Below are 13439 nucleotides of genomic sequence, written 5' to 3' on the forward strand. Positions count from 1 at the left end.
CATTTCAGGCATGGGGATAATCATTCCCTATTGATTCTCAGCTCATTTCTACTTATCTTTACAGGAAACTAACAACGCAGACCGGCCTTAACGACCTTATTATCCGATTTTGTGGCTTCCTGACTTTATTTGTTCGCTAATGGCCTGCTGCTTTAAACTTAAAAAGTATCAATATGGCTATTATCGACAAAAAAGGCGGCATTCACGGCACGGCCGGATCGGTCGTGTACCGTACCTACCGCGGGATGAACCTGGTGCAGGGCCGCCCCGGAAAAAGGAAACAAACAGCAACAAGCATTCGCAGCGCCTGCGAATTTGGCCTGGGCAGCTCGGCTGCGAGGATGATCCGAACGGCTTTCAGCCCTCTGTATCAGGGCAAGAATGACGGAACGATGGTGAACCGTCTCACCTCGGCTGTGTCAAAGAGTATCGGCGCAAGCGGGAAGGAAAGAGGAGAACGCGACCTGCACGATGGCGACGTGTCCTTTCTGAACGGCTTTAGCTTCAACGCTAAAAGTCCGCTGTTTCAGTACCTGCAGATCCGGCCTGAGGTTTCGCTCAGTCCCCAGGGGCAGCTTACCATCAAGCTTCCCTCAATGAAGCAGAACAAGGAACTGCTCAATCCGTTCGGAAGCCAGGCCTGCCGCTTCCGCCTCCGCTTTCTGCTGGTGGCAATCAATTTCAAGGAAGATTTTTATGAGTATGTGGACCTAAAGACAGTCACCATTGACGGAAGCGAGCGCCTGCCGGGGCAGGAGCTGATCTTTGAGGGCGAATGGCCCAAAGGCTGTATGCTGCTGCTGGGGGCGTTGCTGGAGTACCAGGGCTACAATCTCCTTGATGAATGTTACGAAACCCTGAACTCTAAGAACTTCTGCCCCTGCGAGATTATTACGGCTATTCCTGCACGTGATGAGGCCGAAGAGGGCTACGCAAAGCAGCGCTATGAGCAGCTGCCGCGCGAAACGCGCCACAAACAGATGAAATTCTACAAAAACTACGAGGGTCCGCTCATGCACTGGAAAGTGGATAAGCTCGGCGGAAAAGGGCGGACCGGAGCCCGACCGCCCTTTTTGGGCGACTTTGATACAGGCGCCAGGAGCAGCGATGAGGAGCTGGACAACCTGAAAGGGACCAGAACGAGCTTCCCTGAATAGAACAGGTGTGGATGAAATGACATCCGGACCTGCAATTAGATTCTGCTTTAGCTCTTTCTATCTGAATGCAAAAGGCGTCTTCGAGACATAGAGATTAAAGCCCTTGATACGGCCGGCTTCATTCTTCATGCGGGGAAGGTAACGGAATCCGCTGAGGCCTTTCAGCTGACCCAGGTCGATGACGACCTGATGCGGCTGGACTGCGGGATCCTTGCTCCACCTCGTATGCCAGAAAGTGGTTGGCTGGTTATCCATGAGCAGACTTGCCAGTCCGTTTTCTTCGCCGAACTCTTCACTGTCGGCGTAAAGAAGCGCATATTGCTCACGGGGGATTTCATTGCCTTCCGCGTCAAGCAGACGCAGCTCCGCTACCGAGCTGTAGGGAACGTTACCGTAAGAAGAGGTGCTTTCGAGACAGATGTACCGGCCCTGCTGGCTTGCTGCAAACTTGATTTCCTGCCAGCCTTCCTTGTTTTCGAGCTCGCCCGACAGTACCTTCTGCTTGCTGCCGAGGATGAGCTTCTGCCCGGGCCGGCTATGCAGCAGCGAGGAGTCGACCTGCGTTTCCCAGACCTGCTGCGTGATGCCTCTGACTGAAGGGTTCTTCGGCTGGCCCATCTCCAGCACGGCAATGCGGTTCTTTCCCTTATTAAGCCAGCAGCCCGGCACGTAAAGCGTCTGCTGCGGACCAATGAACCAGTAGCGACCGATCAGGCGGTCGTTCACCCACAGAAGCCCCTTCTCGAGGTTCCTCGTGTCAAGGTACGTGTCGCCGGTCTCGCCAAGGTCGAACTCGGCCTTATACAGCTGCGGATACCCCTCCCTGGGAGCAGAGGGCTTGAAATCATTGATATTGGTAAGAGGCAGAGAATAGTGCTTCCAGCCTTTCAGCTCAGTGCCGTTCAGGTACACGCCTTCGGTGATGCCCTTGCGTTCATGATCGATGGCACTGCCAAAGTTCACTCTCGCCATGTGTTCAACCAGGATCTCCAGCCGATGTGCCCCCGCTCCTGCAGCAAAGGGAAGAGAGGTCTGGTTCAGCCTTCTGTCAAGAACGCCCAGCTTCTTCCCATCCAGATAAATGGTGGCGCGATCCATTACCCGCTTCACTTCCAGGTTGCCCTTCTTCGCTCCGCTAAAGTCGTGCGCGTAAAGGATCATCCCTGACGCCTGATCGAGAGCCTCCATATACTGCGGCGTTTCAAAGTAGCGGGGTTCAGGCAAATTATCTTTCAGCGATGCGTATGCCCTGAGGGAGATCTCAGGAACTTCAATCTTTTTGATCGGCTCAGGCAAAGCAGGTAGCTTCAGGTTGGGGTATTTATTCAGGATGACATCGCGGAAGGCAAAATACTTGTCGTTTGGTTCTCCGTTCTCGTTGAGCAGGGCATCATAGTCGTAGCTCGTGATATAGGGAGTAAAATAAGAACTGCTTCCGTTGGCACCAGGAAAAAAGCCATTGCTGGTTCCTCCATGGAACATATACAGATTGACGGAGACGCCATTGTCGATCATCCACTTAAAGTCATCCAGCTTTTCCTTCACCGAATGCACTTCATGTTTGCCACCCCAGTAGTCGAACCAGCCCGTCCAGAACTCGGAATTAAAACGGGGCGCATCAGGCGCGTATTTCTCGAAAATGGCGAAGTTCTTTTCTGCGCCTCCGCCAAAATTAATGGAAGGCATCACACCCTCCACATGACCCTTATCGTAATAGTTTTTCCCGGCCCAGTCGCAATGGAACAGGGGAACATCAACCCCTGCGTCCAGAAGCGTATTTTTGATGGCATTCAGGTATACTTTATCGCCAGCATAGACGCCGTACTCATTCTCCACTTGCACCATCAGGACGTTGCCGCCTTTAGTGATCAGCGAGCCTTTTAGCTCGTCCATGGCCCTGCGCAGGAAAGTCAGGGTCTGAGGCATATAGTTGGGATCGGAAGAACGAAGTACCACGCCTTTCTTTTTGAGGAGCCAGGACGGCAAACCGCCGAGGTCCCATTCAGCGCAGGTATAAGGGCCGGGCCGCACGATCACCCACAATCCTTCTTCTGCTGCTTCCTTACAAAATTCAGCTACGTCGAGATTGCCGCTGAAGTCGAATTTCCCCTGTACCGGCTCATGGGCGTTCCAGAACATATAAGTACAGATAGCATTCAGCCCCATGGCTTTGGCCTTGCGCAGGCGGTCGCGCCAGTATGGGCGGGGAATGCGGGCATAATGCATCTCTCCTGAGATGATTTGGAAGGGCTTCCCGTCGAGCAGGAACTCCTTTTTTCCAACGGCAAAGGTGTGCCGGACTGACTGAGCCGATGCCTGTATAAAGGAGGAAATGAGTACGATCAGAAATAGATAACGTTTCACTGGTTTTATATTGACAATTTATAGTAACGAACTGAGGAATAAATCAACTAGAGCACTGCCCTCTTCTAGCCGGTGCTGCTTTCACAATTCTGCCATCGCGACTGAAATGCAGCGCTCCTGATGGCTGAAGTGCATCTGCGCATGACATCGCTATACACCGAACGTCACAAGCGAAGACGGGGGCATCCTATTTACTTTCTTTATAACGCTTCAGGGCTTCGATGTAATAATAGTCCGCGTAGGTAAGAGGGACGTCCACCTCCGACTTCTGTGGGATATGGCCTACGCTATGCTCCAGAATGAAACCTCCGTTTGTACCGGGTGCAGCTACATAAGCCGGAGTGGACAGTGTCTTTACCATCGTTTCAGCCGCTTTGTAATATTTTGAAGAAACTTTAGCCGGCGCGTACTTATAAAGCTCGAGCAGTGCCGAAGCCATCACTGCGCCAGCAGAAGCATCGCGAAGTGCATCGGGAATATCGGGAGCATTGAAATCCCAGTAAGGAATCTTGTCCTTTGGAAGATTAGGATGGTTCAATATAAAATCGGCTATATGCAGAGCCTGGTCCAGATATTTCCGGTCCTTCGTTTCGCGGAACATGACGGTGAAGCCGTACAAGCCCCATGCCTGCCCTCTTGCCCAGGCCGACTCGTCAGCATATCCCTGAGCCGTCCTCTTTTGCTGCACCGCTCCGGTCTCCGGATTGTAGTTGATGACATGGTACGAACTATAGTCGGGCCGGAAGTGATTCTTCATAGTCGTTTCGGCATGAGTGACGGCGATCTTGTAAAAGGAAGAATCGCCCGTTTCCCGTGTAGCCCAGAAGAGCAGTTCGAGGTTCATCATGTTATCAATGATGACCAGGTATTCAGGCTTCTTCGAGTCCCAGGATTTGATGCAGCCGACTTTAGGGTCGAAACGGCTCGCGAGCGATCTTGCACTGGTGAGCAGGATCTCCTTATACTCAGGTTTAGGTGCAATGCGATTGGCGTTCCCGAAGCTGCAGTACATCATGAATCCGAGATCGTGTGTGCTCTTATTGTACTTCTCCTTCTCAAGCACTTTCAGGATCCGTTCTGCTTCGTTATAGAGCGCCTGATCTTTCGTTTCCTCGTAGAGATAAAGAAGGGTGCCAGGATAAAAACCGCTGCACCACCAGTCGGAACCGCTTGTCTCGAGCTTGTCGGCAGCCTTATGATACGTTTTAGGAAAACGGTCGGGCGGCAGCTTTTGCATCATGATCTTATACTGGGCAGCTGCAGCTGTGAAGGGTTTATCAAACGACTTAACGAAGTTATCTTTAGCCTCCATATTCTTTTTCACTAAACAACTGCTTAACAACAATAAAGCAGTGCTCAAAAGGAAGAAGTTCAGTTGTTTCATATCGCTGAGATTATGTGTTTCTTTATTCAAAATGGTTTCCATTGAAGCACCTTAACCATTGTGGGAGGCACCTGCGCCTTGCCTTCTCCATCTATTTGTTCCACCTTCTGCACGAAGAGGCTGAGTATGCCTTTTTCCTTCCAGAGCTCAGTATCGTAAGTCGGTTCCCAGGAGCCCAGCGACTCGTTGGTGAGATCACTGATCTTCCAGATGCCCTTTGAAAGATCGGGAATTAACATTGCACTGGCCTTGCTGCCCCGCTCCTCGTCGCGAAAGATCATGAGCAGAGAAGGCTGTCCGGCACTCTCTTTAACGACGAGCTGCGGACGGGCAATCGGGATGCGCTTTGTGCCCGCACCGCTCAGGCTGAAGGCGGTCTTCCTAAAGTTGCACGACAAGGTCTTCCATGCATTTCCGACCTTGTAGACGATGTGGTATTGCGGGATACTTGAATCGGGTTCACGCCAGTAGCTGGCAATAAAGGGAACGCCATTGGCGTCAGCATACATGGAGGTTTGATTGATCAGTTCACTGTTCTGAGGGATGTGGCACGCATATTCAGCCGACTTTGCCGTAATAGGAAGTGCATATTTTTGCCCCGTTGAGCGTTCCCAGGTTTTACCGCCGTCGCGCGAACGGGCGTAGCACATGTCGTGATTGCTCGCAACGTCAGGACTCTCTCTCCATACCCAGGAAAGATGAATGGTACCGCTTTTATCGACAAAAGACTGCCAGTACGCATTGCGCTTCCCTTCTCCGTCAATGAGATTGGAATGTACTTGCGTCCACTGCCTGGTTTGGAGATTATACCGGTTCATGACAAGGTTTCCCTGCCCGGACTGGCCGCTCCTGTAAAGGAACAAAAGGTCGCCGTCGGGCAAACGCAGAAATTCAGGATAGGTCACTTTCTCCTCCAGTGCACCAGTCATTGGGCCGGCGTCATTAAAATTAAGAGAGAAAGGCTTGTCGCTCCTGCAATACCTCAACGGATTATTATGATGGTCCCAGGAAAGATGCAGAAAGCCAGCGCCATCGGCCATTATGCTGATTGTATTATGAGCATCGGAAACATTTCCTTTCAGGCCTGTTTTCTTTAAGATCCACCGGTCATTTCCCCGTCTTCTTTTTCCTACAACTACGTAAGAATCTTGACCATAATAAGCAATAAATTGAGTATCACGAAAGGTGACGAGCGAATTCTTTCTGAATATAACCGCATTAACGGAATTATTGGCCCACCCTACCCCTACATTACTCAGAGTTGGAACACCTTGCTTTTGGGCTCTGCACACTGTTGCTGTAAAAAGAAGAACGAGTGAAAGACTCAGAAAAATTTTACCGTTGGTGGATTCCTATACATGGTTTTTGGTTAATGGATATAAGAGTGCCAAAGAAGTCCTTTATCTCCCGACCTGCGATGGCTTTGCCAGCATAGGCCGCAGGCGAAGCGCTCTTTATCCTGAAGTACTCTGCCTCTTTAAGTCCCCCTTTACTGATCCCCTTAAATTGACGAATAAAAAGGGGGTCCTGCGTTACCGCCCCGTCGTCAGGAGGCCTGTTTAACTGCGTTCCAAAATACAGGTTATTTTCGAAAAACGTTCCTCTGCCCAGTGTTAAATTGTAATCTATCACGCCTTTTACATAGAAAATATTATTTGCAAAAAGCGTGTTGACAGGCTCGCCATTCCAATTGCCGGTTTCTATCAAAGTACTGTCCATCTCCGGCTCTCTGTTGGAGATATAAATTACATTGTTATAGATCTTGCTGCCCGAAGTGGGACCGGTAATGTGGAAGACAGGCGAAAATCCGGAGTGCTTCCCTGTAGTCCTGTAGCCGTCGTTAACACTTAGGTTATACCGTACAACAGTGCCGGTGTTACCGCAACTAGCGGAAGGTGCCGCGCCGCCATCGTTGCAGATCAGAAGGAAGCCGCCCTCATTGTCATGACTGTAATTGTATTGAATGAGTGTGTTTCGACAGTTCCAGTCCGAATCAAAGCCCTGGCCGTCCCAGGGGGCCTTATGGTCGCTCACTTCGTTATACTGGACAATGGTATTATCACAGCTCCAGGGCCAGATGCCAGCTGCTGCCTCGCCGCCAGGCAAGAGGCGGGGACAGTCTCTCATTATGTTTCGCTCTATTAAGGCTCCGTCGCACCCAGTAGGAACAATGCCATCGCCCGGGACGCCTTCTATCATATTATCGCGGATCACCACATTTAAATTCGGCAGCCACGCACTCCTCATCCAATTTCCGTTAATGAGAACGCCGTTACGGGCTGTATTGCTAATGCGGCAACCTTCAATGATAATACCATCAAAACGAGAGGCGGTCTTTAGTCCGCCGTTTGTGAATACGATAGCAGCCCCCCCGCCCTCTTTCTTAACCAGGCTTCCATTTACATCTTTCACGTCCACACCACGAAGAACAAGATGGTGGGCAGTACCGAAATCATGTATCTCCACGTGTACGCCGTAACGCTTTGCCTTCCGGCCCGGCCCCTTATTGGAGAGAATCAGGTTGTTAATTTCATAATACTCCTGGTTGTGCAGATACAAGGCCGCATCAAAGAGGCCTTCCGCTGCAATAGTCGGCTTCGCTCCCTGCCCGTAGCGATCAATCACGACAGGTCTTCCCTCCACTCCCGAACCCTTTGGCCTGAGTTGGCCCTGATAAGAGGTACCAGCCTTAAACAGTAGTTTATCACCCGGCGAAAAGTGCACGGTATTCACCTTATCCAGCGTTCTCCAGGCAGAGGATGGAGACGTGCCGGCATGGGCGTCATTGCCATGTATGGCATCGACATAGTAGGTCGCTGGCTGATTAACTTTGATGAACGACACAAACGAGGCAGCAAGCAAGATGAGAAGATATACAAATCCTCTCGAAGAGAAGACGTTTAGGGTATGCAACATAGGATTTATAAAACAAGGGCGGATACGCAGGAGTACCCGCCCTTATAAAATGTATAAGTTTTTTCGACTTGTACACATGACATTTTCAGCACATTCATTCACCCAGGCAGAGACGTGTTAAAAGCCCGTAGCTGGCATTCCGCCCTGGGTAGGCCATCCTGGATTTTGATAAATAGGAGAAGCGTCTGCTGATTGTCCATCGCTGGAAGAGATTACAAAATGCTCTGCCGCAATAGGGCTCAAATAGTGTGCTTCTGTGAAACGATATCCATTATAGTATAAATTATTCGGAGATATCTGATGCACACGAAGATACGGACTGAGAGAAGGATTTGACACGGTATTCTTAGTTGCATCAGACTGCCCATACTTCAGTCTGTTGCCGTACACGTCTTTCATTGGCCCCCAAACCTTGACTCCTTCTATCTTAAAGCCGTTCAGCTGATCCATTGACCTCCACCTGCGAAGATCCATATAGCGAAGGCCTTCTGCAATGAATTCACAACGCCGTTCTCTTCTGATGTTGTATAACATAGGGTCTATGAGTTGCCCGTGAGAGTATGCAGCCCAATCATTTTCTGCCTCCTTAGACATCACGGTAGCAGCTATCGTTTTTTCATAATCAGTGCTTATGCCAGCCCGTTGGCGGATGGCTCTCCAGTAAGCGCTCGCGGTTCCGTCGATCGTACCGTTCTTCTCATAGCAAGCTTCGATATAATTTAAATACGCTTCTGCTGCCCTGAAGCAGACCAATGCAGTCACATCGCGCCCCACAATAGACTGCATCTCATTATTGTACGAAAGTCCTTTTTTTATCGAGTAGCCGGTCCCCTCCTGATAACGGCTGGCAAGATCGATATTGGGCACTCTTGGTTCAACTTCAGGTGAAGCGCCGGAAGGAAGTCCCAGAAAAGCTTTTACCTCTCCCGGACCTCTCATGAACAATTTAAGTCGCCAGTCTCTGTCGATCTTCACTTTGTCAACAAAATCATCACCCTGATAGCCCGACGCTGGATCGTAAATTGGGAGACCATTATCCATTAAGAAGTTATCTACGAACTGACGTGTATAGCCGAAACCATTTCCATAATACATGTAATGATTCCAGTATTGCACGATGCCCAGCGCAAGGTCGTAGTCTCTCCACAGCAAAACTTCGTTATTGGTTGTCAGGTCCTCAGAGGCAAACATCTCGTAATAAGGATTACCAGAAGCAGTCGCGCTCTCCTTTATAACTTTTGTGTTTGTTGTCAAAGGGTGCGCGTCGGCTACTAACTTTGCTGCTGACATTGCCTGACCAAGGAAGTAGTCAATTTCGTTTTCAATACTTCCCGTGGGGAACTGATAATTGCTGTTGTAATCCTTAGCCGCTCCCGGCCAGCCTGTCCCCTTAGGTACAAGGGCTGTTCCCTTATGGTATTTCAGCCAGGTCGCTTCAAAAAGCGCAACCCTCGACTTGAGCAGGTAAGCGAGATCCTTTGATATCCTTGTTCGCTCGCCGTTCGGCGGCGTAGCTAGGAGAAGTGAGGCAGCTTTATCCAGATCCTCAATAATAAACCGGGCCACCTCATTTCGCGGCTGTCTCTTACTTGCTTCTATAAGTTCACTTTTCACATCGGGAATAACAGTTTTTATAATTGGAAAGTCGCCCAGCTCCACCAGCTTGCCAAAATAAACGTAAGCTCTGAGAAGATACGCTTCCCCAATATAGTGACTAATATTGCTGGCATTGCCCGTAAGCTGATTTGCCTCACGCCTTGGCTCTACCGTCTGAAGAAAGTAATTCAAGCGGTAAATTTGATCAAAGCTCCAGCTTCCGCCTGTACTTCCGACCTTCCATTCGCCAGGCAAAAAGCGCGTGTTGCCTCCGCGAGAGGTCATGTTGTCTGTACCAACATCGTCGAGGTATAATCCTTCACCTCCGCTTCCTGAGGTGGTCCTGAACACGTCAGGATAGCGTGCAATAGTATAAGCACTGAGATCATTTTCTGAAAACAGATATGTCTCAGGAGATATGTTAGAGGGAGGTGTAATGTCGAGATCCTTGCACGATGGGGATAACACGGTTAGCAAGCCCACGCAAGTCACAGTTTGTATTAAAATTCTTATCTTTTTCATGACTCTTCGATTTAAAAGTTAGCACTGAGGCCAAAGGAATAGACCTTTTGCAGAGGATACACAGTTCCACCCTGTCTTCCAATTCCAATAGATTCCGGATCAAGGGTATTATTTAGATCAGTGATGGTGAGTAGATTCTCTCCTGAGAAAAAGAGCCGCAGGTTGGAAATTTTAACTTTTTTCAAAACGTCCGCTGGTATTGTGTAGCCGATCTGAGCATTTTTTAGCCGCATATAAGAGGCGTCAAGCAGATAACGGGTCTGAGCATTTTGATTTTTGCCACCGAAGATCGGACGAGGATAATAGGAGTCAAGATTCTGGCCAAGTGGATCATCTGCATCAGGTCTAAAATAATCGAGATGATCTTTCAAGGCGGTAGACCAGAATTCACCTGCGCTGGTAGTTCCCCAGAACATCATGCCTGCGGGGGCCCAGTCTCTTTTCAATATCCCCTGCCAAAACATACGAAAATCAAATCCTTTCCATCTCGCATTAAGATCAACACCTAAGGCATATCGAGGAGTGGAGTTACCTATTACCTCCAGGTCGCCGCGGTCATTCAAGCGCTGTCCCCCATTACTGATCTTACCATCGCCATTTGTATCAAAGTACATGATATCGCCGGCACCCCAGTTATTACCCAGAGCAGACTGGCCACCGTTAGGCAAACCAGCGAGGTGTGCATCCATCTCCTCCTTCGTCTTCGCAATACCGACGGTGTGATAGCCCCAAATTTCGTTGTTATACCTGCCTGCTATATATTTTGCGAGCTCTTGCGTAGGATTCGGATAAGAAAGCACCTTTGTTCGCGCATCCGAAAGATTAACACGGACGCCATATGCCACAGTACCGATCCTATCGTTCCAGCCAACGGAGATTTCAAAACCTTTAGTAAGAATATCGATATTATTAACATCAGGAACGCCGGTACCAAGAGTGGCCGGAAGTGTTTCTCCCACTCCAACTCCGTTGTCTGTATAACGCAAAAAGTAATCAAATGAGCCGGTAAGTCTGCTCCGGAACATTTCCCAATCTGCTCCAAAGTTCCAGCTTCTGATCTTTTCCCATGTCAGGCTCGTACTGATAAGACCCGGTGCATTCGCTGTGTTTGGTTTTGCTCCGTCAACCAGCCAGCTTCCGTTTGCCGTGCCCGTTCCTATTGTAGCGTAGGTGGGATACCAAGTGTTAGTGTTTTGATTCCCCAGCTTACCGTAGGATGCCCTTAGTTTTAAAACTGACACGGTTTTCGCAAGCGACTTCCAGAAATCTTCAGATGCGATATTCCAACCTGCAGAAAAAGAGGGAGACCAGCTCCAGCGATCTTCCGACCTGAATCGGGAGGTACCGTCATATCGTAAGTTGCCTTCTAACAAATACTTTCCCTTGTAGTCATAGTTTATCCTTCCAAAGAAACCAGCGGTTGACCATTCCTGTACCTGGCCGCTCACTTCGGGAGTTGCATTTGCAGTTAAATTGAGAACAGGAAGACTAGTTGTAATGATGTCTTTTCTGGAGGCACTGAGGTCACGATATCTGTTCCATTCTGATTGAAAGCCCAGCAGCGCTTTGAAGTTGTGATTGCCTATGCTCTGTGAGTAATTGGTGTAGATATTCGGGTTGTAAAAGTACAGCTTTTTTCCATACTCGTAAACATAGTCATTTGCGACGCTGGTGAGAGCAGTGTATCGCGTAACGCCATCGGCCATGTAAGCGTACGACTTAAACGCCTCCTCATGCAAAAACTGCGTTTCTGTCCGGTAATTCAGCTCGCCAATGACGTTCCAATTTTTAGTAGGAGAAACGGTCAATCGAAGCTGTTGAGTGTTAAAGTCTAGTTCATCATTTCTTCTACCACCATTTTGCAACGCATCGATATAGTTTATATCCGCCATGTAGTGCCCGTTCGGATCATTAACGGGACGTATCGGCCTTGCACGGCGCATGATATGATCATAAAAATCGTCGGTCATATAAGTCGGACGCTCGTAGTTTGTCCTCACAAATCGGTTTAGATAATCAACCTGAACATATTTCGACAGAGCACCTGATATTTTTGCCGTTGCGGTGTATCGGTCATATGTATCTGTGTTGTATCTCATCAGCCCCTCCTGGTTAAGATAGTTTCCCGAAAGATAGTAAGTCCATTTGTCCGACCCTCCGCCAATACTCACATTATGCTCCTGAGTAGGAGCCCAATCCTTGTAGTACTGCTCCATCCAGTTAACATTTCCATTAGTATAGTCATAGTCCCATTTGCCATCCGCCCTTTTTAATACGACATCACTGGGATCTAACTTTCCATCCATATAGTCTTTGACGCGTTGGACAAAGTTCGCAGGAAACTTCTGACCACTGCCTCCGCCGTTGTAGTCAGCGTCATTGAAGTAATTGACAAATTCATAAGAACTCATCATATGTGGCAAGAGAACCGGTGCACTCTTCCTAAAGCTATTGTTATAGCTAATTTGCGGCACGCCTGACTTTCCCTTCTTGGTAGTCACCAGAATAACCCCGAACGGCGCTCTGGAACCGTAAACGGCAGCCGAAGCAGCATCTTTCAAGACTGAGATGTTTTCAATATCCTGAGGATTAATAGCGTCCAGCGATCCTTCCATACCGTCGACCAGAACAAGCGGGCTTCCGGATGAAGACGAACTGATCGTTCCGGTCCCTCTCACGTTTACGCTTCTCCCCGCATTTAAGGTCCCGCCAATTCCCTGGGTGCTAATATTTAACCCGGGAACAAGACCCTGGAGGGCCTGTACTGCATTCTGAGTCGGACGCGATTCTAACTCTTTCGAACTAACCGTTCCGACAGCTCCTGTCAGGTTGATTTTTCTTTGAGTCCCGAAACCTACCACAACCACCTCGTTTAAAGTACTCTCTGACGTCTGCATTGTTACGTTCAAAACGTACTCTCCGTTCACCGGCTTTCTGTCTTTTAACGAAATGTTTTGGCTCATATAACCGACAAACGAAAACACGAGGGTCTGTTCCTCCTGCACGTTTAACCGGTAAGCTCCATTCAGGTCTGTCACGGTACCATTCGTCGTTCCCGCGACTTTAACGCTTACTCCGGGCAGAGCGCCGGAGGCGTCTCTCACAACTCCTCTGACTCTGAGCTGCTGAGCAAATGAGAGTTCAACGGCGAAAAGCAACAATGCAAGTAAGATTATCTTACCCGATCTTAATACTTTGGATAAAAGTTCTTTCATAATGTGATTCATAAAAAATTAGTTAAAATCTGCATAAAGCATCTGAAGACACTTTTTGTAGGCCAGGCTGGCCGAGGTATGACCTCGCTATCTAAGATGTATCCATAAATTGTTAGGCTTAAACTGACATCATTTTTTGTGTTCCCCTATTCCACTTCCTAAACTCCTGAAGGCAATTTCGCATACCTAAAGCAGATCAGGGAGGGGAAAATCACCAATTGAGAGGGGTAATATGATAATAGTAAGGGGAAAGGGCCAATGGATGTTCCATTGGCCCTTTCCCCC

7 protein-coding genes are annotated in these 13439 nt (G+C 48.9%); 1 reads left to right on the forward strand and 6 read right to left on the reverse strand.

Annotated features, from left to right (window positions below; all coding sequences use genetic code 11):
* The first annotated feature begins 173 nt into the window (after nt 1-173).
* Complete coding sequence (locus tag ACES2C_RS19990; protein WP_374164817.1) at nt 174-1157, forward strand: hypothetical protein; 984 nt, start codon at nt 174-176, stop codon at nt 1155-1157.
* A gap of 57 nt (nt 1158-1214) precedes the next feature.
* Here ACES2C_RS19990 and ACES2C_RS19995 read toward each other — a convergent pair whose 3' ends face one another.
* From ACES2C_RS19995 to ACES2C_RS20020, 6 genes are all read right to left on the reverse strand, one after another.
* A complete protein-coding gene (locus tag ACES2C_RS19995; RefSeq protein ID WP_374164818.1) occupies nt 1215-3521 on the reverse strand; it encodes a beta-galactosidase in 2307 nt (768 codons plus the stop codon).
* Between the two features lie 187 nt (nt 3522-3708).
* The gene (locus tag ACES2C_RS20000; protein WP_374164819.1) at nt 3709-4947 is read right to left on the reverse strand and encodes a glycoside hydrolase family 88 protein; all 1239 of its coding nucleotides are present in this window, start codon (nt 4945-4947) and stop codon (nt 3709-3711) included.
* Complete coding sequence (locus ACES2C_RS20005) at nt 4932-6197, reverse strand: BNR repeat-containing protein (protein ID WP_374164820.1); 1266 nt, start codon at nt 6195-6197, stop codon at nt 4932-4934. Before ACES2C_RS20005 ends, ACES2C_RS20000 begins: the two co-directional genes overlap by 16 nt.
* A gap of 43 nt (nt 6198-6240) precedes the next feature.
* Nucleotides 6241-7821, reverse strand: coding sequence for a right-handed parallel beta-helix repeat-containing protein (locus ACES2C_RS20010; RefSeq protein WP_374164821.1), 1581 nt, complete (start codon nt 7819-7821; stop codon nt 6241-6243).
* Between the two features lie 117 nt (nt 7822-7938).
* Nucleotides 7939-9939 carry a RagB/SusD family nutrient uptake outer membrane protein gene (locus ACES2C_RS20015; RefSeq protein WP_374164822.1) on the reverse strand — a complete coding sequence of 667 codons (2001 nt, stop codon included), beginning with the start codon at nt 9937-9939 and terminating at the stop codon, nt 7939-7941.
* Nucleotides 9940-9950: 11 nt separating this feature from the next.
* Entirely contained in the window at nt 9951-13154 is a 3204-nt protein-coding gene (locus tag ACES2C_RS20020) for a SusC/RagA family TonB-linked outer membrane protein (RefSeq protein WP_374164823.1), read from the reverse strand.
* Nucleotides 13155-13439 lie beyond the last annotated feature (285 nt).

Source organism: Arcticibacter sp. MXS-1 (assembly GCF_041902385.1).
Taxonomy (GTDB): domain Bacteria; phylum Bacteroidota; class Bacteroidia; order Sphingobacteriales; family Sphingobacteriaceae; genus Arcticibacter.

Coding starts and splice junctions, on each gene's coding strand:
- ACES2C_RS19990 (WP_374164817.1), top strand. CDS start 174: ATGGCTATTATCGACAAAAAAGGCGGCATTCACGGCACGGCCGGATCG.
- ACES2C_RS20000 (WP_374164819.1), bottom strand. CDS start 4,947: ATGGAAACCATTTTGAATAAAGAAACACATAATCTCAGCGATATGAAA.
- ACES2C_RS20010 (WP_374164821.1), bottom strand. CDS start 7,821: ATGTTGCATACCCTAAACGTCTTCTCTTCGAGAGGATTTGTATATCTT.
- ACES2C_RS20015 (WP_374164822.1), bottom strand. CDS start 9,939: ATGAAAAAGATAAGAATTTTAATACAAACTGTGACTTGCGTGGGCTTG.
- ACES2C_RS20020 (WP_374164823.1), bottom strand. CDS start 13,154: ATGAAAGAACTTTTATCCAAAGTATTAAGATCGGGTAAGATAATCTTA.